Source organism: Bacillus sp. AFS077874 (assembly GCF_002566505.1).
Lineage (GTDB): Bacteria > Bacillota > Bacilli > Bacillales > Bacillaceae_G > Gottfriedia.
In genome coordinates, this window is record NZ_NUYF01000044.1 from 1 (window position 1) to 23513 (window position 23513).

Annotated in this window: 23 protein-coding genes; 17 read left to right on the forward strand and 6 right to left on the reverse strand. The window is 30.6% G+C overall.

Translation table 11 applies throughout. The features are described from left to right. Positions 1 to 122: 122 nt before the first annotated feature. Together COJ46_RS19540 and cspD are read right to left on the reverse strand one after the other, a co-directional pair. A complete protein-coding gene (locus tag COJ46_RS19540) occupies positions 123 to 368 on the reverse strand; it encodes a DUF2564 family protein (protein WP_097978845.1) in 246 nt (81 codons plus the stop codon). A gap of 164 nt (positions 369 to 532) precedes the next feature. Further along, entirely contained in the window at positions 533 to 730 is a 198-nt protein-coding gene (gene cspD, locus COJ46_RS19545; RefSeq protein ID WP_056466512.1) for a cold-shock protein CspD, read from the reverse strand. 303 nt (positions 731 to 1033) lie between these two features. Between cspD and COJ46_RS19550 the strand changes: the two genes are divergently transcribed. The 4 genes from COJ46_RS19550 to COJ46_RS19565 all read left to right on the forward strand — a co-directional run bounded on the left by COJ46_RS19550 (position 1034) and on the right by COJ46_RS19565 (position 4580). Then, entirely contained in the window at positions 1034 to 1258 is a 225-nt protein-coding gene (locus COJ46_RS19550) for a hypothetical protein (RefSeq protein ID WP_097978844.1), read from the forward strand. A gap of 166 nt (positions 1259 to 1424) precedes the next feature. Continuing rightward, positions 1425 to 3590: a DNA topoisomerase III gene (locus COJ46_RS19555; RefSeq protein WP_097978843.1), complete on the forward strand. Its 2166-nt coding sequence runs from the start codon at positions 1425 to 1427 to the stop codon at positions 3588 to 3590. 81 nt (positions 3591 to 3671) lie between these two features. Next, positions 3672 to 4049: a hypothetical protein gene (locus COJ46_RS19560; RefSeq protein WP_069031962.1), complete on the forward strand. Its 378-nt coding sequence runs from the start codon at positions 3672 to 3674 to the stop codon at positions 4047 to 4049. Positions 4050 to 4211: 162 nt separating this feature from the next. After that, positions 4212 to 4580 (forward strand): DUF3979 family protein, encoded by a 369-nt coding sequence (locus tag COJ46_RS19565; protein ID WP_097978842.1) that lies wholly within the window; start codon positions 4212 to 4214, stop codon positions 4578 to 4580. Here the strand turns inward: COJ46_RS19565 and COJ46_RS19570 are convergent. After that, a complete protein-coding gene (locus tag COJ46_RS19570; protein ID WP_097978841.1) occupies positions 4577 to 5626 on the reverse strand; it encodes a YkvI family membrane protein in 1050 nt (349 codons plus the stop codon). The two genes, COJ46_RS19565 and COJ46_RS19570, sit on opposite strands and share 4 nt — an antisense overlap. 194 nt (positions 5627 to 5820) lie before the next feature. Between COJ46_RS19570 and COJ46_RS19575 the strand changes: the two genes are divergently transcribed. Next, positions 5821 to 7104, forward strand: coding sequence for an MDR family MFS transporter (locus COJ46_RS19575; protein WP_097978840.1), 1284 nt, complete (start codon positions 5821 to 5823; stop codon positions 7102 to 7104). A gap of 39 nt (positions 7105 to 7143) precedes the next feature. On the opposite strand, the gene COJ46_RS19580 is transcribed toward COJ46_RS19575, so the two are convergent. Together COJ46_RS19580 and pssA are read right to left on the reverse strand one after the other, a co-directional pair. Continuing rightward, complete coding sequence (locus COJ46_RS19580; RefSeq protein WP_097978839.1) at positions 7144 to 8082, reverse strand: metal ABC transporter substrate-binding protein; 939 nt, start codon at positions 8080 to 8082, stop codon at positions 7144 to 7146. 310 nt (positions 8083 to 8392) lie between these two features. Next, complete coding sequence (gene pssA / locus COJ46_RS19585) at positions 8393 to 9127, reverse strand: CDP-diacylglycerol--serine O-phosphatidyltransferase (protein ID WP_097978838.1); 735 nt, start codon at positions 9125 to 9127, stop codon at positions 8393 to 8395. A 386-nt stretch (positions 9128 to 9513) separates the two neighbouring features. Here pssA and COJ46_RS19590 point away from each other — a divergent pair, with 386 nt between their 5' ends. From COJ46_RS19590 to COJ46_RS19635, 11 genes are all read left to right on the forward strand, one after another. Continuing rightward, positions 9514 to 11145: a peptide ABC transporter substrate-binding protein gene (locus COJ46_RS19590; protein WP_097978837.1), complete on the forward strand. Its 1632-nt coding sequence runs from the start codon at positions 9514 to 9516 to the stop codon at positions 11143 to 11145. Positions 11146 to 11842: 697 nt separating this feature from the next. Beyond that, the gene (locus COJ46_RS19595) at positions 11843 to 13477 is read left to right on the forward strand and encodes a peptide ABC transporter substrate-binding protein (RefSeq protein ID WP_097979389.1); all 1635 of its coding nucleotides are present in this window, start codon (positions 11843 to 11845) and stop codon (positions 13475 to 13477) included. A 156-nt stretch (positions 13478 to 13633) separates the two neighbouring features. Then, positions 13634 to 14236 carry an undecaprenyl phosphate transporter UptA gene (uptA, locus tag COJ46_RS19600; protein ID WP_286133699.1) on the forward strand — a complete coding sequence of 201 codons (603 nt, stop codon included), beginning with the start codon at positions 13634 to 13636 and terminating at the stop codon, positions 14234 to 14236. A 69-nt stretch (positions 14237 to 14305) separates the two neighbouring features. After that, the gene (locus COJ46_RS19605; RefSeq protein WP_056466479.1) at positions 14306 to 14491 is read left to right on the forward strand and encodes a hypothetical protein; all 186 of its coding nucleotides are present in this window, start codon (positions 14306 to 14308) and stop codon (positions 14489 to 14491) included. Positions 14492 to 14678: 187 nt separating this feature from the next. After that, positions 14679 to 15620 carry a magnesium transporter CorA family protein gene (locus tag COJ46_RS19610; RefSeq protein ID WP_097979388.1) on the forward strand — a complete coding sequence of 314 codons (942 nt, stop codon included), beginning with the start codon at positions 14679 to 14681 and terminating at the stop codon, positions 15618 to 15620. A gap of 69 nt (positions 15621 to 15689) precedes the next feature. Continuing rightward, a complete protein-coding gene (locus COJ46_RS19615) occupies positions 15690 to 16571 on the forward strand; it encodes a permease (protein ID WP_097979387.1) in 882 nt (293 codons plus the stop codon). Between the two features lie 12 nt (positions 16572 to 16583). After that, positions 16584 to 17480 (forward strand): TIGR03943 family putative permease subunit, encoded by an 897-nt coding sequence (locus COJ46_RS19620; RefSeq protein WP_097979386.1) that lies wholly within the window; start codon positions 16584 to 16586, stop codon positions 17478 to 17480. Between the two features lie 249 nt (positions 17481 to 17729). Continuing rightward, positions 17730 to 18161 carry a hypothetical protein gene (locus tag COJ46_RS24220; RefSeq protein ID WP_141437856.1) on the forward strand — a complete coding sequence of 144 codons (432 nt, stop codon included), beginning with the start codon at positions 17730 to 17732 and terminating at the stop codon, positions 18159 to 18161. Positions 18162 to 18427: 266 nt separating this feature from the next. Next, entirely contained in the window at positions 18428 to 19555 is a 1128-nt protein-coding gene (gene spoIIP / locus COJ46_RS19625; RefSeq protein ID WP_097979385.1) for a stage II sporulation protein P, read from the forward strand. 186 nt (positions 19556 to 19741) lie between these two features. Beyond that, the gene (locus COJ46_RS19630; RefSeq protein ID WP_097979384.1) at positions 19742 to 20125 is read left to right on the forward strand and encodes a DUF3888 domain-containing protein; all 384 of its coding nucleotides are present in this window, start codon (positions 19742 to 19744) and stop codon (positions 20123 to 20125) included. A gap of 143 nt (positions 20126 to 20268) precedes the next feature. Further along, positions 20269 to 21039: an oxalate:formate antiporter gene (locus COJ46_RS19635; RefSeq protein ID WP_097979383.1), complete on the forward strand. Its 771-nt coding sequence runs from the start codon at positions 20269 to 20271 to the stop codon at positions 21037 to 21039. Between the two features lie 187 nt (positions 21040 to 21226). On the opposite strand, the gene COJ46_RS19640 is transcribed toward COJ46_RS19635, so the two are convergent. Continuing rightward, positions 21227 to 21580: a permease gene (locus COJ46_RS19640; protein ID WP_097979382.1), complete on the reverse strand. Its 354-nt coding sequence runs from the start codon at positions 21578 to 21580 to the stop codon at positions 21227 to 21229. 183 nt (positions 21581 to 21763) lie between these two features. On the opposite strand from COJ46_RS19640, the gene COJ46_RS19645 reads away from it, so the two are divergent. Further along, on the forward strand, positions 21764 to 23443 hold the full coding sequence (locus COJ46_RS19645) for a formate--tetrahydrofolate ligase (protein ID WP_097979381.1): 1680 nt from the start codon (positions 21764 to 21766) through the stop codon (positions 23441 to 23443). Positions 23444 to 23513: the final 70 nt, after the last annotated feature.

Here is a 23513-nt window from a genome sequence, read left to right on the forward strand (position 1 = left end):
GAGCATCCTGTAGTGGAAATCAACCTCGTGGGCTCCCTTTACGAAAAATTTTGAAATTTATTGGAAAGATTGTTTTTCAACAGCGTAAAAAGAAGGTACTAATAAAAGTACCTTCTTTTTCATTACATCTGAGCTTCTCTTATTTGTTGCTCAATTTGCATTAAGTCTTCTTCTTGTTTCTTTAAAAACTCATCATCTAAATCAGTAGCAAGACCCTTCATTTTTTCAAGCTGTTCTCTTGCTTGAGAAACTGCAGTTGTTGCATCTGTTAATTGTTGCTCGTCCATGCTCATTGTTGCATAGCCCACAAGCTTTTGAGCAGCTTTAACTTTCATTTCAACATCCTCAAAATTATTAAAGTTTGACATAAACACCCTCCTTATTTCACTTCGTAGTATTCCCAAATAAAATAGGAATCATGAAAAGCGAGAGGATTTTTTTGTTTGAGTATAATGAATAATTCTTATTATGATCTCATCGGAAAAATAAAAAAGGACTGATAAGATCAGTCCTTTATGTAGTCAAGTTTATATTATAGCTTTACTACGTTAGCAGCTTGAGGTCCACGGTTACCTTCAACAATGTCAAAAGAAACTTCAGCACCTTCTTCTAAAGATTTGAATCCGTCAGTTTGGATTGCTGAGAAATGTACGAATACATCGTCTCCACCTTCAACTTCGATGAATCCGAAACCTTTTTCATTGTTGAACCATTTTACTTTTCCTTGCATTTTTCTTTTCCTCCTAAAACATTGCACATGAAGCGCGAAAGAATTTCCATTTATTAATATTTTTAATAATAAATGTTGAAATTAATATACAACTATTAAGAATATAAGTCAAGTAAGCGCTTAATATCAAAATATACATTCAATTGACTTGAAAATTTCATAAATAAAATAAAAAGTTAAAATGAACTTGTGAAATTATTCACAAGTAGAAAAGTACATGATATACTACAATCATAGAAGTAATTTAAATTACGATTAAGAATCAATCTTGTTTTCACTTTATATAGAGACGGAGAGATGAAAATGATTCATTGTGAATGGATTGAATTTAATATTGAAAATGATTTAATCACAGAGGAAAAATTTGAAGAAATGATGAATGATACATTTCAAGCAATGATGGTTGACGAAAATAACTTTCCTCAATATATATGGACAGCTAACTTTGTTGTCATTGTAACAAAACGAATTAAAATATTAGAAGAGGTTGAATTTATTCAAATACCACGTAATCCAGCGTGTAGTTAAACCGTCTAATTAGGAAGAGAAGTAAAGGCAGTTCAAGAGAATGAATTCTTTTGGTACTGCCTTTTTTTCGTTTCTTACTGCTTTCCCTACCATTACATAAGTTATATAATAACTATATCTAACAAAAAAAGTGATACAAAAATTAGTTTAAAATGTGAGGAAGAAAATGAAATTAATTATTGCCGAAAAGCCTGATCAAGGTTTAAAGCTTGCAGCCCCTTTTAAGTTTCAAAAGAAAAAAGGGTTCTTAGTCATTCAACCTAACGAGTTTTTTCCAAAAGGTGCTTATTTAACTTGGGCTATTGGGCATTTATGTGAGTTATTATCACCTGAAGAATATGATGAAAAATGGAAAAAGTGGTCATTAAATACTTTGCCAATTATACCCAATCGCTTTGGGCATAAAGTATCAAAAGGAAAATGGGATCAATTTTCAATCATTAAGAACTTAGTGCATTTAGATGAGGTTTCTGAAATAATTCTTGCAGGTGACTGTGAACGGGAAGGAGAACATATCGTTCGCCTTATTTTAAATTTAGCTGGAAACAAAAAGCCAATGAGAAGACTTTGGATTTCGTCATTAACAGAAAATGCTGTTAAAAAAGGATTTAGTCAACTATTGGATGAAAGTGAAACTAAAAGTTTATTCTTTGAGGCGTATAGCCGTGCATGTGCTGATTGGTTAGTTGGCATGAATGCATCAAGAGTATATTCATTACACTTACAAAAAAAAGGAATCCAGGATGTATTTTCGTTAGGAAGAGTTCAAACACCTACATTAGCTCTTATTGTCAAAAGAGAACTTGAGATTGAAAGGTTTAATTCTGAACCTTATTGGGAGGTTTTTGCTACTTTTCAGTTTGATAAGCAAAAGTTTTTTGGAAAATGGCATAACGAATCAGAATCTAAAATAATGTCAAAGGAATTAGCTGAAAAAATTGCAGGCTTTTGTGAAAATAAAAATGTAAAAATTACTGATATTGAGCAAGAAAGAAAAGAGTTTCAACCACCTTTTCTATATAATTTATCGGCACTCCAAGCCGATGCAAACAGTAAATATAAATTTTCACCACAAAAAACACTCGAGATTGCACAAAAACTTTATGTTAAAGGGAATATTTCATACCCACGTTCAGACTCAAGTTTTATTACGAAAGAAGAAGCAATGATGCTCCCAGATATATTGAAGAAACTTGAAAATATTGAGCAATTTTCAAAATTCTTTCCACTGCCAAATCAATCTATCTTAAATAATAGTCGCTACGTTAATGAGAAAAAGGTCACTGATCACTATGCAATTATTCCTACTGAGCAAGTACCTAATATCCATAAAATGAATGATGAGGAATTGAAAATATATGAACTAATTGTAAATCGTTTAATTAGTGCACATTATCCTAATTCAATTTTTGATTATACAACAATTCATACGTTAGTAGACGGGCGAGCGACTTTTATTTCAAAAGGGAAAATAATGGTTCAAGAAGGTTGGCGTAAAGTCATATTTGAAAAAACAAAAGAAAAAAATACAGAAGAACAAAATTTACCCGTTGTTGAAACTGGGCAAGAAGGAATTGTAAAAAAGGTAGAGGTAAAAGAAAAGAAAACTCAAGCACCTAAAAGATATACAGAGGGACAATTAATAACATTAATGAAGTCTGCCGGAAAACATATTGATAATCCGGAATTAACGAAAATACTAAATAAAACTGAAGGATTAGGTACTGAGGCAACTAGGGCTGGTATTATTGGTACTTTAAAAAATAGAAAATATATTGAAGTTAAGAAAAATCAAGTTTTTGCTACAGATAAGGGGAAGCTTATAATTTATGCTCTAGGGGAAAATATTTTAACTTCACCTGAAATGACTGCAAAATGGGAACAGAGATTAAGTGAAATTGGAGAAGGAAAAGCAAGTAGTCTTGAGTTCATGGAACAAACCAAAAAATTAACTGAAAAAATAATTCTTGATGCATATGAAAACGAGAAGATATGGAATTTTTCAGAGTTTAAAATTGAAGAGATGCAAAATTCGAAGTTTGGTCCGAAGAAAAAATCAACTAGTGTTGGAAAATGTATTAAATGTGGTGGTAAAATGATCGATAAAGGATCGTTTTATGGGTGCGATCAATTCCAAAAAACAAAATGTGGAGTTACAATTTCAAAAAAAATATTAGGAAAAACAATTACAAAGGCGTTAATGAAGCAGTTATTAAACAATGAGACCACAGAAGTTATTAAAGGATTTTCAAAGGATGGCAAAGAATTTGAGGCTTCTTTAAAATTTAATGAATCAGGGAAGATTATGTTTATCCAAAATTCCATTAAATAAAGTGAGGCATAATGTAATTTAACTAGTCAATTCTATTTTTTATTGCATATACTTATATACAATGATAATAGGAGGATTAGAGTGAAGGAATTCTATAGCAATGAACAAGTTTTTCTAACTGGTGGAATTGTTCCTTCCGTCTATTCATTATGTATAGACTGTAATCGGAAAATTGTACATGTACTTGACTTAGATCGAGTGGGCACTAGGCCGGTATGTGTATCATTTTCTAACAGTTTTGCAGAAAATATTTTTGAACAAATAAGCTTATCAACGTTAGGAAGTTACTTAGAATACCAATACTTAATTTATACTACAGAAGGTATTGTAACAAAATGGAAAAATAACGAACTTGTAGCGTTAACTAATTTAGATGAATGTAAACCGGAATTCATTAGTTTAATGAAAGAAAGAAGAAATACATGGTCTAAATATAAAGCTTTATACAATCGAAAATAAATAAAAAGGATTACTCTTAAATCAAAGAGTAATCCTTTTTCAATTTAAGGACAAAATTTCAGTATCACCAGTCTAACGAGATCTTGTGAACCGGCATATTCCTGTCTTTTCCTGTCTTTATTTGTTAAACTATCAACATATCATAAATTAGAAGGTGACAAAATGATTTGTTTTTTAGAAAATACCTTTCAAATAAAATTAGAAAAAAATGATAAAGGTGATTATCCGATTATTGTGACTGACGAAGGAATATTTAGCGAGATGGATCTGAAAGATAAACCGAGCACTTATGTTAAGTTTATTATAAATGAATACGATGAGTTAACGATTGATTGGTATATCGAAAATGAAAATCGCTTCTCAGTAAAAAGCCTACAAGTTCATCAAATGATCTTAATAAACGATCCTGATGAAAATTCAATTCAATTTGTATTAGAACGTTGGCAAAGTAGGATGTTTAAGATTCAATGGAAGCCAAAGTTACATATTGAATTTGGTTTATATTATGAAGTTTGCGATGATTGTGATTAAGATGATTTTTTAGGTTTTAGTAAGGTTAGGATTACAAGAAAACTAATCCAACCGATCAGTGGATAAAGAAATGTTAATAATGGTCCATAGCCAATAATGCTAATAAACAGGCAGCAAATTAATAATAAGATAACGACTAAATTTGTATTTAATCGGATATATGAATTAATTTGTCTAGACATCCCATATATATTCCCAACTAGTGTGGTGAAAATTTCAGCTAGAATAACCATTAGGAAAAAGTAATAGAAAATTGGATGGATTTTTTTGATTACTTCTACCATTGGAATTTCATATTGTTGAAAATTGGTTACACCTGATACGTTCAGGTGAATTAGTAATAAAATAGTGCCTAAGATTAGACCGCCTAATACACCGCCTTGTACAATAGAAGATTTTTCTTTGCACTCAAAACCAATCGGTACTAAAACAGCCTGAGCTAAAGCCATATTTAAACAAACATAGGTTATTGGTTTTGTAAACACTGTATAGTTAAGCGAATTAATAGAAGGAAGAATATGGTCTAGTGTTATTTCATGCATCGTAAATGGTAAATGTGAGTTGATGAAAACTGCGACGATAAAAGCACACATAATTGGGACTACTGTATTATTTAGACTGAATAAACCACTTGTCCCTTTTCTTAAAACCATAAAAGTCAAAATGATAAAAAATAATGAGCCGATAAATGAATCAAAATGTAAGTAATTTTTAAATACAGATCCAGCACCAGACAACATGACACTAGTAACGCCGATTAAAACAAAGAATAATAGCCCATTAATAATATTTCCTCCGAGTTCTCCAAACAAAAGTACATTAAATTGCTGAGCAGAATTTAATTTATATGTATGAGCAATTGTCATAATTTTAGTTCCAAACCAACAAAATAATATAGTGGCAAAAAGGATCCCCATTGCACCATATACCCCGTTAATTGAAAAGAACTCTACAATTTCTTTACCCGTGGCAAAACCTGCTCCAATCACTGTTCCGACATACGTAAAGGCTATATTTCGAGCTTCTTTACTAAAGTTGAATTTCATAGGAAGTCCTCCTAAATGTAGTACTAAATTGTATGATACATTTTAGGAAAATAGACATGCTCCTTTAGTTAAAAGTTTCAAACAAATCAATTAAATGCATTTATCCAATTCATATAAGAAGGAAGTACAATTAAAATTCATTTTATGCATTTTTTTAATTATGTTAAAGTGAGAAGGTTGGGGGGACGGACATCATGAATATACTTAAATGGAATTTTAATATGAAGATCAGACTTGTGGCTGAGTTTTTCTTTGGATTATTCTTTTGGATGTATTTACCATTTTTAGCAATTTATTTTGCTGAAGAATTAGGTAAAGTGACAGCAGGGATTTTACTTATGTGTTCTCAAGCTGTTGGAGTATTTGCAAATTTAATCGGTGGATATTTGGCTGATACGTATGGCCGAAAACGAATGATGGTCATTTCAGCTTTCATTCAAGCTGGAGGAATGATTTTGCTAACAATTGCAAATTCACCAATTTTAAATTCTCCATGGCTAACTTTTTTAGGATTTGCAATTATTAGTGTCACAGGAATGCTATATAATCCAGCAAGTTCGGCCATGGTAGCAGATACAGTTGAGGATAAAGATGAAAGAAACTTAGTCTTTGCTGTTTTTTATACGATGATAAATATTAATGTAGTGATCGGTCCAATTATTGGTGGTATTTTATTTTTTAAAGCAAGATTTTTATTATTTACTACATCTTCACTAATCTTTTTAATTGTCGCTTTTATGATTCTACTATTAATAAAGGAGTCATTACCAGACTCTGTTAGACAAGAAAAAGAAGCGTCTATTTCAAAAGTTTTAATTAAACAAGTAAAGAATTATCGTGTAATTTTTACTGATAAGGTTTTTTTCTTATTTGTTGCAGCGGGTATATTAATCTCTCAAACTTTTACTCAATTAGACTTATTACTAGCGGTTTATATAAAAGAAAGTATTCCTGTTCAAACATTATTTAGTTTTAGCGATTTTACTTTAAAGACAAATAGTGAAACATTATTTAGCTGGGTCATAGCCGAAAACGGTTTAATCGTAGCATTATTTACAGTTTTAATAACGAAATTTGCCAATAAGTTTAATGAAAGATTTTTATTTTTTGCATCATCAGTTTGTTATGCTTTATCTATGTTATTGTTTGGATTCACGCTATCAGCCTATGTTATTTTTATTGCAATGGCACTCTTTACTTTGGGTGAGATATTAGTTGTAGGAAATCAGAACTCATTTATTGCAAAAATTGCTCCTGAAAATCAACGTGGACAGTATTTTGCAGCAGCAGGCTTAAGATGGTCACTCGGAAGAACTATTGCACCATTAACGATTCCACTAGCTGGGCTAATTGGATATAAATGGACATTTAGCATAATTTCGATTCTAGCCTTAATTGGAGCTTATTTATTTGAATTAATGTTTAAAGAGATCAAGAAAAAACCTGAACCGTTTTCTGATAATATGAAGGTAGGATAAATAGTAGTAAAAGAGGACCCAACAGATTGGGTCCTCTTTTTAACGGTTATTTAATGTTTTATCTAGTGTGTCGATATTTTCTTGCATTAAGTCGAAATAATCTTTATGTTTCTTTAAATCATCTTCTGAAATAGTTGCTAGGTGGTTAAGTCTTAAGATTTCAGCATGGGTTTCATTTTTTACTACTGTTGCTACTTTTGGTGTAGCAAACGTTTCGAACAAAATATATTTAACATGATGTTCTTTAACAAAATCAACAACTTTCTTTAAATCCTTCTGTGATGGCTCTTGAGAAGGGGAAAGTCCTGTGATTGGGATTTGTTCAATTCCGTAATGTTGTTCCAAATATCCATAAGCTGCATGTGAAACGACAATATCCTTACGTGCAGAATGTAAAACTAAATTTCTTAATTCATTATCAAGTTCATCAAATTGATTTTCAATTTTATCATAATTTGCTTCAAAGTACTGTTTGTTTTTTGGCATTAATTTAACTAATTCATCTCTAATATTTTTTGCTTCAATTTTTGCACGAGATGGATCTAACCAAACGTGGGGATCAACGTCATGATGATCTTCATCTTCCTGAATTTCCTCTTCGTTTGACTTTATTAATTCAATATTTTTAGTTGCCTCTAAGATTGCAACATGATTATTTTTAAGTGTATCTTTGATTTTATCTGCAAAAGGTTCCATACCTGCACCATTGTAAACAAATAAATCGGAGTTTGCGATTTCTACAATTTGTTTAGAAGTTGGTTCAAAATCATGAGTATCAACACCAGTAGGGTATATGGAATGTACATCAACGTATTTACCACCAATTTTTTCAGCAAAATCTTGAAGGGGATAAATGGTTGTATAAATCGTTAGTTTATTTTTATTTTTAGTACTTTGCTGATGTGTGTCTTTATTGCAAGCTGACAGAACTGCACTGGTTAATAGCAAAGTCGTTATTGCTAATTTTTTAAATTTCATTTTTTTCTCTCCCTAAAAAATTAATCATTTTAGTATTTTATAATGAGGTTGTTAATAAACGAATAAAGTTAAAAAAATTTAATTAATTCGTAATCATTCCTTTTTATACTTTAAAAAAAATGTAAGATCATTTTTATCAAACAATTAGGTACATAATTTAATAAAATATTCAAAATCGTAATAAATACGATTTAATCCTTTGTCATTATAGAACAGTAATTATTAATGTGCAAGAAAAATGCGATTTAAGTGGATAAATATATAAAAAAAGTATGCTTTGATGAAAAAATACATCAAAACATACTTTTTATTAAGACTTTCGTTTTAAACGGAATTTACGTGGTTTCTTATTTTCATTACTTGATTGTTTCTTTTTACTTTTGAAAAATTGAAAGAAAATAAAGAAGATATAAAGTGGAATTGCTATATAAATAAAGAATGGCCACTGTTCTTTTTTAGCATGCCATACTAGATATAATGCGTATCCTAAAAAAATCGTAATAATTGTAGCATATTTAGGAATCGGAATATCTTTAAAGCTTGGAATTTTTAATCTACTAACCATTAAGAATGCTAATGCAACAAAAACTGTTATGATGACTATTTGCGGTATTCGACTTCCAAATAATGTTAAAAAGGCAACAAGACCACCAGCTGCTGTAATTGGTACTCCAGTAAAATATTTTAGTGATGTTGAAATCGGTGTAACATTAAATCTTGCTAATCTATATGCCCCAAACAGTGGGAATAAACCGGCAATTCCTAGACCAAAGATACCTTCAGTTGAAAATTGTGTACAATATACCAAATAGGAAGGTGCAACTCCAAAAGTAACTATATCAGCTAAAGAGTCTAGTTCTTTTCCTAATTGTGATTGGACTCCTAAAACTCTAGCAACTCGACCGTCCATACTATCGAGCATCATTCCTATTAAAATAAGAATTGCGGCATTTCTAAATTCTCCTTTAGCGGCAAAGCCGATCGATAGAAACCCACAATATAAATTCCCTAGAGTAAATAGGTTTGGAATACTTTTTCTTATCATACATTCACTTCCTAAAATTGATATAAAAATATATATGTTCAAATTCAATAAGATATATTATAACCCAAAATTTAGTAATAATGGAATCTAATAATTAAGTTCATAAAATGTTTCTAGAATCGACATAAAGTCATATAAAATTTGTCGTATTTTGCACCGATAAAATATGTGAATAGTATTACAATCATATTGCACTACACTAAAATTAATAAAAAATATGATATTTGAACTAGGAATTTGGGGGAATTTAATAAAAAACAAATTAAATATTAAAAAAATACTTTTTTTTCTGAAAAATATGTAGTATATTGAAAAAGTAAAAAGTGATTTTTCAGAAAAATAAGTAAATTATAAATGAATAATCACTAATATATGGAGGTGCTCTAATGAAGCGTAGATTAGCAACAACAGTTTCAAGTTTATTGGTACTAAGTACGGTACTAGCGGCTTGTGGCAAAGACACGGAGAAAACAGCAACCAATTCTCAGAAAGATACGAAGCAAACATTAAGATTAACTACAACTACTGAGATTCCTTCTATGGATTCAGCAAAAACTACTGATTCAATGTCATTCGAAGTTTTAAACAACGTAAATGAAGGTTTACTTCGTTTAGGAGAGGGTGACGAAGTAGTAGATGGTGTTGCTAAGAAAGATTCGGTTGAAATTAGTAAAGATGGTTTAACATATACATTCCATTTACGTGATACACAATGGTCAAATGGTGAGCCAGTAACTGCTAATGATTTCGTTTATGGTTGGCAACGTGCTGTAGATCCAAAAACTGCATCTGAATATTCATTTATTTTATACTATGTGAAAAATGCTGAAGCAATTTTCAATGGTAAAATGCCAAAAGACCAATTAGGTGTGAAAGCACTAGATGATAAAACATTACAAGTAACACTAGAACAACCAACTCCTTATTTCTTACAATTAACTACTTTTGGGACATACTTACCTGAAAATCAAAAGTGGGTTGAGTCTAAAGGGGATCAATACGGTTTAGAAGCAAATACTCAATTATACAATGGTCCGTTTACCTTAAGTGACTGGAAGCATGAGCAAAGCTTTACATTAAAGAAGAATCCAAAATATTGGGACAAGGATTCAGTTAAGTTAGATGAAATTAAATACAATGTAGTTAAAGATACTTCTTCTGCAGTTAACTTATATGAAAACGGCGATATTGATAAAGTAATGCTTGATTCTGAGTACGTTGATAAATATAAAAATGACCCTGAATACAAAACTCAATTAGATGCGCGTTTAGTATTCTTCCGTTTCAATGAAAAACTACCAATCTTTAAAAATGCTAAAGCTCGTAAAGCATTTGACTTAGCATATGATAAAGAAGCTATTACATCTTCGATTTTAAATGATGGTTCTAAACCTGCATACTGGTTAGTACCTTCTGAGTGGGTAAAAGGACCAGATTCAAAAGATTTCCGTGATCATAATGGTGACTTTAACAAATATAATGTCGAAGAAGCTAAAAAATTATGGGCAGAAGCTAAAAAAGAACTTGGTAAAGATACATTTGAGCTAAAAATGCTTTCTTATGATGATACAACTCGTAAAAAAGCTGCTGAGTATGTAGCTGGTGAGCTTGAGAAGAATTTACCTGGTTTAAAAATTACAGTTGCTCCACAACCGTTTGAAATTAAACTTGATAACGAGAAAAAATTAGATTATGACTTCTCATTCTCAGGTTGGGGTCCAGACTATCCAGATCCAATGACATTTATTGATATGTTCTTATCGAACAGTCCATTCAATGAAATGGCATACAACAATCCACAATACGATCAGCTTGTAAATGCTGCTAAGAAAGAAGCAGATCCACAAAAACGCTGGGATGATATGGTAGAAGCTGAAAAAGTAATTATGGATGAAGCTGGTATTTCTCCTATTTACCAACGCGGTCGTGCATATTTACAAAAAGATTCTGTTAAAGGTATTATTGCGCACAAATTTGGCGGAGATTTCTCTTACAAATGGGCATCTAACAAAAAATAATAGTATTAAACAAAAAGAGAAGGGATCATCCTTCTCTTTTTTTAGGAAGTTTTTGGTATAAAAAAAGGAATTTTCACTCAGAGTGTTGAAATATAAAATTGCAATAGAGGAAACGGACATTAAATGAACATTTATAATAATGAAATATCATTTTTGGGGATAATCTATTAATGGTTTTAAAATTGATTAGTTTAATTAAGTAATATTCGATATTAATTGACCTACAAAAGGATTAATAAACAACTGACAAATTTGTTTTTTCAACAGCGTGATAGAAAGGGTTTTTTCATTTTTTCTGTATAAGAAAAGTTGTAAAAGTAAATCTTAAAGTGTGTCCAGAGGATTACTTAGCTGGATACTGTTTTATTTTGAGTATGAATAGAGAAAAAATTAAATTTAAAAAAATATACATATTTGTCCAACTTTAAACATTTATTGAAATTGGGGCAATTATTAATAGTTTTGATTTAATATGCAAAAAAATACTTCAAAATGTAGTTTTTAATTACAAAAAAGTAAAGATTTATTTAAATTTATTAATTTTTTTGAAAAAAATGTCGATTTTTTGTTGATATTTTCTAAAAAGTATGTAAAATTAAAAGTAAGTTAAAGGTTATTAACTATTCGGACAAAATAAATTGTTTGAATATTTTAATAGTTTTTAAGTCTAATTGTTTAATTTTGGGGAGGCAATCTAATGAAAAAGAAGGTATCGTATTTTCTATCTTTATCTGTTGCTGTGAGCATGCTTTTAACTGCATGTAACTCAGACAAATCAAATGAAGGTAAAAAAGAAACAGCAAAAGCAAAACCACAAGTATTAAACTTACTAGGCGGAGCTGAACTTCCAAGTTTAGATTCAAGTACTAGTACAGATGCTGAATCTTTCAACGTTTTAGGTAACATTATGGAAGGTTTAAACACGTTAGGTAAAGATGATGCTGTACAACCTGGTATGGCAGAATCTTTTGATAAATCAGCTGATGGTTTAACTTATACATTCCACTTACGTGATGCTAAATGGTCAAATGGTGACCCTGTAACTGCAGGAGACTTCGTTTACGGATGGAAACGTGCTGCAGATCCTAAAAATGCATCTGAGTATGCATTCATGTTGAATGTATTACAAAACGGTGAAGATGTTACTACTGGTAAAAAACCAGTTGATCAATTAGGAGTTAAAGCTGTTGATGATAAAACTTTAGAAGTTAAATTAGCAAAAGCTATTCCATATTTTGATTCTTTAGTAACGTTCCCAACATTTTTCCCTTTAAATCAAAAATTTGTTGAATCTCAAGGTAAAAACTACGGTTTAGAAGCATCTAATTTAATTTTCAATGGTCCATTCGAATTATCAGAGTGGAAACATGATGAAAGCTACAAGTTAGTTAAAAACCCTGACTACTATGATGCTAAAGACGTATCATTAAAAGAAGTTAACTTTAAAATCGTAAAAGACCCACAAACTGGAGTTAACTTATATGAGTCTGGTGATGTTGACCGTGCTGGTTTAACTGCAGAGTTTGTTGACAAATATAAATCTAGCCCTGACTACGGAACAACTAAAGAGCCAACTGTATTCTTCTTACGTGTAAACGAATCGAAAAATCCAGCTCTTAAAAACGTTAACATCCGTAAAGCTTTAAACGAAGCATTTGACCGTGAAGCAATTACTAGCGTAATCTTAAATAACGGTTCAGTACCTTTATACGGTTTAGCTCCAAGTAACTTCTTAGATGCTAATGGTAAAGACTTCCGTGATGCTTCTGGACAACTTGTAAAATACGATCCAGCTGATGCTAAAACATTATGGGAACAAGGATTAAAAGAAATCGGTAAGAAAGATGTTTCAATCGAATTATTAGGTTCAGATACTGAAACTAACAAAAAAATCAGTGAGTACCTACAAGGTGAATTCACTAAAAACTTACCAGGTTTAAAAATTAACATTAAATCAGTTCCATTTGCACAACAATTAGACTTAAACTCTAAGAAAGATTACGACATCTCATTCGGCGGATGGGGTCCAGACTACAAAGACCCAATGACATACTTCGATATGTGGACTAGTAAGAGCCCATTCAACCAAATGGGATTCTCTAACGCAGAGTATGATAAGTTAATCTCTCAAGCAGGTACTGATTTCTTATTAGATCCAACTAAGCGTTCTGATGCATTCTTACAAGCTGAGAAAATTTTAGTTCAAGACAATGCAGCAATTCTTCCAATTTACCAACGTGCTATTGCATACGTTATGAAGCCAAAAGTAACTGGATTAATTGAGCATGCATTCGGACCAGATTACACTTACAAAAACGTTGTAATTAAATAATTAAGAAATGAAAAAAGGCTGTTCTAATGTCAGGTCACTGACTTGGACAGCCTTTTTTTATATGAAATAATACTTTCACTTGAGTATTTCTTTATTTTGACATATTTTATCTTGCTATGTATTATCATTGTAGTACAAGTTGTTATAGAGAGGGGGATCCTATTGACAAATATCATACATCAAATATTAGAATTTTTTGCATCATTAGGATATTTAGGGGTAGCTTTAGGCTTAATGATCGAAGTTATCCCGAGTGAGATTGTTTTAGCATATGCTGGTTATCTTGTAGCCGGAGGGCATATAAATTTTGTAGGTGCTGTAATAGCAGGTGTGATTGGGGGAACTATTGCACAATTATTTTTATATTGGTTAGGTTATTTTGGTGGTCGACCAATCATTGAAAAATATGGTAAATATATTCTAATTAATAAGCATCATCTTGATTTAGCTGAAAAATGGTTTTCAAAATATGGCGTTGGAGTAGTGTTTACGGCTCGTTTTATTCCAGTTGTTAGACATGCCATTTCGATTCCAGCGGGATTAGCAAAGATGCCAATAAGTAAGTTTACACTTTATACAGTTCTTGCAATCATTCCATGGTCTATACTTTTTATCAAAATTGGTGAGAAATTAGGTAAAAATTGGGAAACTGCTAAATCTGTTTTAGCTCCATATACACCAATGTTAATCGTTATAGCGATTGCCCTATTTGTTGTATATTTTTTAATAAAAAAATTAGTGGGAAAAGGTAGAAAATAAAATAAATATGATTTGTTTTACATTATATTACATATAATATGATAAATTTCAATTGGAAGGATGAATTTTATGTATTCTATGTCATATGATGCATTAAAATCAGATTTATCAAATACTCTTTCAAATGTTCAAAATCAATTGAATACGGAAGATTATTCATTACATACAAAAGAGCAATTACAAAGTCAGTTAGAAGTTTATCAATACATTGATGAATTAAGTGATATGCATTATTTTTATAAAAGCGGATACTAAAAAATAGGTCACTATAAGTGGCCTTTTTTCTATATTTGTGAATAGTATAAATGCTCACTAAAATAGCTGCTAAAAGCCTTTGATTATTAGAAAATGGACTTTCTTTTTAATAAAGGTTGAAACATATATAAATGTTTCGTATGCTATTATTGTGTAGTTTTTGTTTTAGAATTAGAGGTGAATTAAGATGCTAAATTTTTATCTTTCAGATGCACAAGGGAAACTAAATCAAGTCGATGTTATTGAGAAAGGTTGTTGGATCAATGCGATCAATCCAACAGAACAAGAAATTCAATATCTAGTTCAAAAATTAGACTTAGATTTAGATTTTATTAAAGACCCACTCGATGATGAAGAACGTTCAAGGATAGAGGTTGAAGGGGAACACACTCTAATTATTGTTGATATTCCAATTGTAGCTCATGATGATAATGGGCACACAATTTTTGATACAATACCAATCGGGATGATTATTTCATCCAGCACTTTTGTCACAATCTGTTTAAGTGAAAATCCAATCTTTGAACGATTTATTTACCAAAAAGTAAAAGGCTTCTTTACGTTTAAAAAGACTAGATTTGCACTTCAACTATTGCATACGACATCATCATATTATTTACGTTATCTTAAACAAATTAATCGTAAAACAAATGAAATTGAAACTGAATTACATCAATCCACAAGAAATCAAGAGTTATTTACAATGCTGAACCTTGAAAAAAGTCTTGTTTATTTTACTACTTCACTTAAATCCAATAAAATCGTCATGCAAAAAATTCTTAAAGGGAATATATTAAAAATGTATGAAGATGATGAAGATTTATTAGAAGATGTAATTATCGAAAATAAACAGGCAATAGAGATGGCAGAAGTTTATAGTAATATCTTAAGTGGAATGATGAATACATTTGCTTCAGTTATCTCAAATAATTTAAATATTGTAATGAAATTTTTAACTTCTATTACAATTATTTTATCAATCCCAACTATGGTTTCTAGTTTTTATGGGATGAACGTTGATCATATTCCATTAGCCAATATACCACATGCGTTTCCAATTGTAATTGGTATATCTGCAATATTATCAACAACAATTGCACTAATATTTTGGAAAAAAAGGTACTTTTAACTCACAAAGCCGCCGGTCATTCGGAGGTTTTGTGAGTTTTCATTTTTAAAAGTACATGGGAGAGAGATTATGAGTACGAATTTTTATCATTCGTTTTTACAAATGAATACGATCTTTATTTCGATTGTAGTAGAAGCATTGCCATTTATTTTAATTGGTGTTTTTATATCGGGGATCATTCAAATATTTATTACGGAAGAAATGTTATATAAGATAATACCAAAAAATAGATATCTAGCAGTATTAGTAGCTATTTTATTGGGATTTATATTCCCAGGTTGTGAGTGCGGAATTGTACCAATTGTAAGTAGGTTGATCAAAAAAGGTGTGCCACACTATGTAGCGGTGGCGTTTATGTTAACAGGGCCAATCATTAACCCAATTGTACTGTTTGCAACATTTATAGCATTTGGTAATAATATTGAAATGGTGATTTATCGTGCTGGAGCTGCTATGATCATTGCTTATATAATTGGAATCGTATTATCACATTTAAAAATTGAGAATCCATTAAAACACGATCTCGTTACAATTCCAGTCGATCATTCAATTCCTGCTAGGAAAAAATTATGGAGTGTTTGTGTACATGCTATAGAAGAATTTTTCTCAATGGGTAAGTTTTTAATTTTAGGTGCATTTATTGCAGCATTCGTACAAACATTTATTCCAACTTCAACGTTAATGCATATAGGTAATGGACAAGTTGCTAGTATTCTAGTAATGATGGCATTAGCCTTTATTTTATCTCTTTGTTCTGAGGCTGATGCATTCGTAGCATCTTCATTCCAAAGTACGTTTTCTTTAAACTCAATCGTTGCGTTTATGGTTATTGGTCCAATGATTGATATAAAAAATACATTAATGTTATTCCAACATTTTAAAGGTCGATATGTATTCATTATTATTGGGTTAGTTATTGTATTAACGTTTTTCACAACATTATTCATTTAAGGGAGAATCAATATGGCAAGAGCATATGTACTATTAGGATTTACCTTCTTTTTAATGCAATTGCATATTAAAGGTACGATCTCAAAATATATAAATATGAAATACTCTTATTTATCTCTGACAGCTGGGATATTATTTGCATTTCTAACTTTAATTCAAGTAATTCATACTTTAAGAACTAGTCATGATGAAGATGAACAGCATAGCCACGATCATGACCACGACCATAGCCATCATCATGATAAAAATTGTGATCATACTTGTGTACATGGACATGTTCATAAAGAAGCAAAAGGGTTTAAAAAGTTTTTAAATGGCTTAGTTTTCATCTTTCCATTGTTTACAGGTATATTTTTACCCGTTGCAACTTTGGACTCTACGATTGTACAAGCTAAAGGGTTTCATTTCCCTGTTTCAGAACCGGGTAACAATGATCCTTTTATGCAAAGGCAGTATTTAAAGCCTGATTTAAGTATCTACTATGGGCAAGAAGGATATCAAAAATTAATTAAACAAGAATCAAAAGAATATATAAATAAGAAAAGCATTGTCCTAAATGATTATGACTTTCTTAAAGGAATGGAAGTTTTATATGATGAGCCTGGAAAATATTTAGGAAAGCAACTAACTTATAAAGGCTTTATTTATCATGAAAAAGGATTAAAAAAGAATCAGGTTTTCTTATTTAGATTTGGAATTATTCACTGTGTTGCCGATTCCGGTGTATACGGAGTGCTAATTGATTTGCCTGATGGACAAACGTTTAAAAATGATCAATGGATTGAAGCTACTGGTAATATACAACAAATGTACTATCAACCATTTAAAGTAAACATTCCTTATTTAGACGTTACTAAAATTAAGGAAATTCAACCACCAAAAGATGAATATGTTTACCGTAATAAGTAAAATGAGCCTAAGAACTTTGTCTACACAATGAAATGAGCCTAATTGGCTCATTTTTTTTTTACTTTTAGGATAAACAACTAAAAAATTCTTATAAAAATGACTATATTTAAAATTTCATTTACCGTAATAAAATTAAAAATAGAAAAATAATATAAAAAACTTGTTCATATCTAGACATGTACACATTCAATATCTAGATTTCTACGTATGTTATAAATGTACAATAAATAATTATAGAGGTGTTCTTAAATGTGGGGATTTTGTGGTTGCAATCGTAGAAGAGAAGAAAGAGAAGAAGTATCTCCAGTAAGAGATATGAGAGAGTTTGTTGAAGTTCGTAGACCATGTAATGACTGTGATTGTCATAGAAGTCATGACAATGACAGAGTTATGAGTGAAAGTATGAATAATATGAATAATGGCCATTCAAACGAAAACAGAAATATGAACGAAAACAGAAACATGAATGAAAACAGAAACATGAACGAAAACAGAAACGAAAACAGAAATATGAATAATAATAGACGTAGTGGATGTAGAAGAAATAGAAATATGAATAATAGTATGGTATCACCAGCAACAAGCTCATTTTGTGATACTCAATTAGAAGCTGCTAGAAATAGTTGCGTTGTAAATCCACTAACTAACTTCAGTCGTTGCAACAATAATAATAATATGTAATTTATTTAAAAAAGAGCTTTTACACTAATTGAATTACGAACTTTTTTATGAGGTGTCTATTAAGGCAGCTCTTTTTTTTATATTTTACTAATCAAAATTCTAATAAAATTCATAAATGTGAGTGGATTAAAATGATGAAGTGTCGAACAATTTTATAGTTGAATCACACTCTTTTATAGTGGTGGAGAAATTAATAAGATAGGATTTAATAATTTTTTCATTCTATTTTATAGGGCTTGTACATACGATTTATTAGAGGTGATTTAATGAGACAATCAATATATATAAAATCTATTAATCTTAAACGTGTAACGGCAAGTGTCTTTGTAGGCATTGTCTTATTATTTTTGTTAGCGAGTTTATTTGTGACATCAATGAAAAATACTAAATCATATTATGTGCATCAATGGTTTGAAAAAATGAGCTATGAAGGATTTATTAAAGCGTTTGAATATGAAAATGGTCATTTTAAGGTAGGTGACGATTCTACTAAAAGTGGACAACCTATCGGTAATATACTTTTTTCATTTATTACAAATATTAGACTGTACGATCCAAAAAGTTTATTAGTGCATGAAATATCTAGTATGACAAAATTTGAAAATAATATCTTAGTTGCTGGAGAAGGTATTGATTTTACGAATCTTCCAATAGAATCAAGCTTAACACTCGACGAAATTAACCAAAATCCAACTGTTAAAGATCCAGTAAATGAACCAATTAAAAATCCAACAAATCCGCCATCACAAACTACAAATGGAAAAGATGTCTTTTTTATTTACCACACACATAGCTGGGAATCATTTTTACCTTTAATCCCAGGTGCAAAGTCGCCAAATCAAGCTTCTTCTCCAAAAGTAAATGTAAGCTTATTAGGTGAACGATTGAAAAAGAATTTAGAAGCAAATGGAATTGGTGCGATAGACGATAAAACAAATATTGGGGCTGAATTAACGAAAAGAAATTGGAATTGGGGAAGTTCATATAAAATGTCTAGATTGGTTGTACAAGATGCGCTTTCTCAAGATCAAGATTTAAATTATCTTATTGATATACATCGTGATGATCAGAGAAAAAATGTGACAACTACTGAGATTAATGGGCAAAAATACGCAAAGCTATACTTTATAGTTGGCGTAGAAAACAAAAATTATAGAAAGAACTTAGCACTAGCAAAAGATTTAAATAGTGAAATTATGAAATTTAACAAAGGTTTAACAAGAGGAATATTTAGTAAAAACTATAAACAAGGGAATGGCGTTTATAACCAAGATTTATCACCGCACTCCATATTAATCGAAGTAGGTGGGGTCGATAATACATTACCTGAACTTTATAGAACGATTGACTTGCTCTCAGATATATTGAGTAAATACTATTGGGATCATCAATAGCGCTGTAAAAAAATAAAAAGAAGACCACGAAAAGAAAAAACTTTTCAAGGTCTTCTTTTTTCCTTTTGCCATAAAATTTCTATTCCTAGTTCATTTAAACTCTCTTTCATAACCATCAGTAAATTGTAAAGAATAGATACTAGATACTAAATATTTTTGTTAAAATCTTAAGATGGAGGATTAGAAATGAAAAGAGGATTTATTATCGTACTATTAATGTGCTTAATTGGGACATCAAAACCGACAAATGCATTGGCGGTACAAAATGAAGTATTAGAAGATGCAGTGTTATCAATTCTTTTTCCTAGTATAAATAACCGTTTATATAAAATGTTCGGTCCAGGAGAACAATATAATTGTGCGACAATAACAAATATAAAAAAGAAATATAATGGTACATACGTATTCGGAGCAACAATTCAATTAATTGCATATAAACAAGATCAACAACCACCTTACACACTTGTTAAATTTAATTTTTCGAATGATGACGGAGAATGGAGTATTCGCTCTGTTACGAAAGAACCAATTCAGACAAAAACTACATCTTTATGTAGGCCACCTGTATAAGATTATTTTGAGGTAGAGTGCGATATTATGGTAAAAAATGTAAATAAATATTAGGTAAAAAGAATTAAATTTATCATTTTTGATGATAAATTTTGTATAAAGTATGATATGATAAAGAAAAAAATTAAAGGTGGGCAATATCGTTGGCGGGAATTGATTCAATAAAGGAGATTATCTATATTTATGGTGATAACCATAATCATTGCTTTATAACATCAGGCATAAATTATAAAGAGTTTGTTCAAGGACTTCCTTTTCCTCTTCAAAACATTCTTTTGCTAAAACACGATATTCAATGGTCCGAATTTAATTTAAATTCTTCTTTTTATTATGTTGAAAGAGAATACATTAATCAATTTATATTAGAACATAGTGAACATGATGACCTATGTTGGATCGATTTTGAAGAATTAGCAGATTTAGATGAGCTAGAGCCTAAAGAAATTGCAGAATTACTGTATCTTGCTCACAAAAAAGAGCCATTACAAAAACCTTTTATACCAAGATTAAACAATTCCTTTGCATACATGAACATCAGTGATGGAATGTATCAAAAGGTTTATTATAAACGAATTAATGACTTTATTTTTATGCTCTGTAATGTCATATCTTATAAAATTACACAACTTCAGAGAAGAAGTTTAAATATATTTAATCGTTCAAAACAAATTAATCCAATCAATATTAAATTAATGTTGACATTATACCCTTTAATGGAGGATGGATTAATAATTGATCTAAGTGAAAGAGTTGAAAATAGAAAAGTAATCGAAATCCCTATTTTCCGAGTTGATTTTTATTCTGGTGTAGATGAAATTTTAGAAAATGTTGAAGAGTATCGAGACCTTACAAATCATATTGCAAATTTAACTTATTCAAAGAAAGATGACGAATGGTCTGTCGTTCAAGTTTAAAGAAATAGATTGTCTTTCGATTTGTGATGTTATTTAAACCAATAGGAAGATGATGAAAATTGAGTAAGTGAATGTTTGTGGGGAATTTAATTGGACCCTTAAGGTTCTTTCAGTGAGTAGATGGTGTACAAAAATTATCTATTTTGAAAGGACCTTAAAGGTCTTTTTTGCTTTTTTTAATCTATTCTTAAAGAATTGCACTTAAGACAATTAATAAGTTATAGAATATTGTGACAATTACCGAAAATAATCCAAATCCAATTGCTGTATATCCTAAAGTGGAATGACCTTTAGTTACAGAGTATATTCCAAGTGCAATTCCAACGATTCCGAATAAAACAGGCATTAAAAATAACGAAAATAGTGAAAAAAATAGAGCTACGTATCCAATTACAATTCCAGAGGCATGAGATTTATCTGAAGTAGTTTCCGAATAAAACACATTCCTTGTGGGATAAAACTCTGCACTATATTCTTCATTTTGATCCTTTGGTAAATTGTGATTACGTTTATGTTCTTTATGCTTTTTATGACGATACATTTAATTACACTCCTTTCTTTTAATGCCTTATCTATAGTATGTAACTTTGAATTCCATTGATAAGTAGAAAGTATTAGTAATTTTGAATGATATGATTAAAGAATTTTGAATTTTTAAAAATGAATTATTTGTAAAATTGTGCTATAATTTTGATAATAATGAAGTGCAATTGGAGATGATTGAATGAGTCAAATTAAGTCAGATTTAGAAATTGCTTTTGAATCAGAAATGAAAAAAATAAACGAAATTGCAGATAATTTAAATCTTTTTGATGAAGAAGTTGAAAACTATGGGCATTATAAAGCTAAATTGTCATTATCAATTTTAGATCGATTAAAAGAAAATGAAGATGGTAAATTAATCTTAGTTACTTCAATAAACCCCACTCCTGCTGGTGAAGGTAAATCAACGGTCACTGTTGGGCTTGCACAAGCTTTCCACAAAATTGGCAAAAATGCAATCGTAGCATTGCGTGAACCGTCATTAGGGCCAACGATGGGAGTAAAAGGCGGTGCAACTGGAGGAGGCTATTCTCAAGTTTTACCAATGGATGATATTAATTTACATTTTAACGGTGATATCCATGCTATTACTACGACGAATAATGCTTTAGCAGCATTTATTGATAATCATATCCATCAAGGAAATGAACTTGAAATTGATGTACGTAGAATTTCTTGGAAGAGAGTAGTCGATTTAAATGACCGTGCTTTAAGAAATGTAGTTGTAGGTTTAGGAGGTCCATCTGGTGGGGTTCCAAGAGAAGATGGGTTTGATATAACGGTTGCTTCAGAAATCATGGCGGTTCTTTGTTTAGCGACATCAATTCAAGACTTAAAAGTAAGACTTAAACGAATTGTTGTTGCCTATACTATACATAAAACGTCAGTAACTGTAGGAGATTTAAAAGTAGAAGGTGCTCTAGCATTATTACTAAAAGACGCAATTAAACCAAATCTTGTTCAAACGATTGAACACACTCCAGCAATTATTCATGGTGGCCCATTTGCTAATATTGCTCACGGTTGTAACAGTGTTATTGCAACTAAAATGGCTATGAAATTAGGGGAATATGTTGTAACGGAAGCTGGTTTTGGTGCAGATTTAGGAGCCGAAAAATTTTTAAATATCAAAACTAGAGCTTTAGGTGTTACACCTGATGCAGTCGTAATAGTTGCAACAATTAGAGCATTAAAAATGCATGGTGGCGTAAATAAAAATGAATTGACTAATGAAAACGCTTTAGCAGTTAAAGATGGAATTCAAAATCTTGAAAAGCATGTGGAAACAGTTCGCAAATTCAATGTACCTGTTGTTGTAGCAATTAATAAATTTATTTCTGACTCAGAAGAAGAAATAAGTGTATTAAAACAATGGGGACAAGATAATGGCATTAAGATCGTCTTAACAGAAGTTTGGGAACATGGTGGTAAAGGTGGCGTAGAGCTAGCTGAATCTCTTGTTAGTATGTTAAAAAATCCTAAAGAAACATTTAATTATTTATATGAATTATCTGATTCAATTGAAAATAAAATAGAAAAAATTGCAAAAGAAGTTTATGGTGCAAACGGAGTGAATATCTCTCCTAAAGCAAAAAAACAAATTTTGGAATTTAATGAGAATGGTTGGGGCAACCTACCAATTTGTATGGCAAAATCTCAATATTCCTTATCAGACCAACCAAGTTTAGTTGGAAGACCTACTGGTTTTAAAGTAGAAATAAGAGAACTTAAAGCATCAATTGGTGCAGGTTTTATTGTTGCACTAACAGGTAACGTAATGACAATGCCAGGTTTACCGAAAAAACCAGCTGCATTAAATATGGACTTAGATGAACTAGGCCGTCCAAAAGGATTGTTTTAATTAACTTAATAATTCATACTGAAAAACATACTCGCATTTGATGCGAGTTTTTTCAGTATGAGTTAGTGTT

Coding starts and splice junctions, on each gene's coding strand:
- COJ46_RS19575 (WP_097978840.1), top strand. CDS start 5,821: ATGAATATACTTAAATGGAATTTTAATATGAAGATCAGACTTGTGGCT.
- COJ46_RS19555 (WP_097978843.1), top strand. CDS start 1,425: ATGAAATTAATTATTGCCGAAAAGCCTGATCAAGGTTTAAAGCTTGCA.
- COJ46_RS19610 (WP_097979388.1), top strand. CDS start 14,679: ATGCTAAATTTTTATCTTTCAGATGCACAAGGGAAACTAAATCAAGTC.
- pssA (WP_097978838.1), bottom strand. CDS start 9,127: ATGATAAGAAAAAGTATTCCAAACCTATTTACTCTAGGGAATTTATAT.
- COJ46_RS19615 (WP_097979387.1), top strand. CDS start 15,690: ATGAGTACGAATTTTTATCATTCGTTTTTACAAATGAATACGATCTTT.
- COJ46_RS19630 (WP_097979384.1), top strand. CDS start 19,742: ATGAAAAGAGGATTTATTATCGTACTATTAATGTGCTTAATTGGGACA.
- COJ46_RS19590 (WP_097978837.1), top strand. CDS start 9,514: ATGAAGCGTAGATTAGCAACAACAGTTTCAAGTTTATTGGTACTAAGT.
- COJ46_RS19570 (WP_097978841.1), bottom strand. CDS start 5,626: ATGAAATTCAACTTTAGTAAAGAAGCTCGAAATATAGCCTTTACGTAT.
- COJ46_RS19605 (WP_056466479.1), top strand. CDS start 14,306: ATGTATTCTATGTCATATGATGCATTAAAATCAGATTTATCAAATACT.
- COJ46_RS19620 (WP_097979386.1), top strand. CDS start 16,584: ATGGCAAGAGCATATGTACTATTAGGATTTACCTTCTTTTTAATGCAA.
- COJ46_RS19580 (WP_097978839.1), bottom strand. CDS start 8,082: ATGAAATTTAAAAAATTAGCAATAACGACTTTGCTATTAACCAGTGCA.
- COJ46_RS19540 (WP_097978845.1), bottom strand. CDS start 368: ATGTCAAACTTTAATAATTTTGAGGATGTTGAAATGAAAGTTAAAGCT.
- COJ46_RS24220 (WP_141437856.1), top strand. CDS start 17,730: ATGTGGGGATTTTGTGGTTGCAATCGTAGAAGAGAAGAAAGAGAAGAA.
- COJ46_RS19640 (WP_097979382.1), bottom strand. CDS start 21,580: ATGTATCGTCATAAAAAGCATAAAGAACATAAACGTAATCACAATTTA.
- COJ46_RS19565 (WP_097978842.1), top strand. CDS start 4,212: ATGATTTGTTTTTTAGAAAATACCTTTCAAATAAAATTAGAAAAAAAT.
- COJ46_RS19550 (WP_097978844.1), top strand. CDS start 1,034: ATGATTCATTGTGAATGGATTGAATTTAATATTGAAAATGATTTAATC.
- cspD (WP_056466512.1), bottom strand. CDS start 730: ATGCAAGGAAAAGTAAAATGGTTCAACAATGAAAAAGGTTTCGGATTC.
- COJ46_RS19645 (WP_097979381.1), top strand. CDS start 21,764: ATGAGTCAAATTAAGTCAGATTTAGAAATTGCTTTTGAATCAGAAATG.
- COJ46_RS19595 (WP_097979389.1), top strand. CDS start 11,843: ATGAAAAAGAAGGTATCGTATTTTCTATCTTTATCTGTTGCTGTGAGC.
- spoIIP (WP_097979385.1), top strand. CDS start 18,428: ATGAGACAATCAATATATATAAAATCTATTAATCTTAAACGTGTAACG.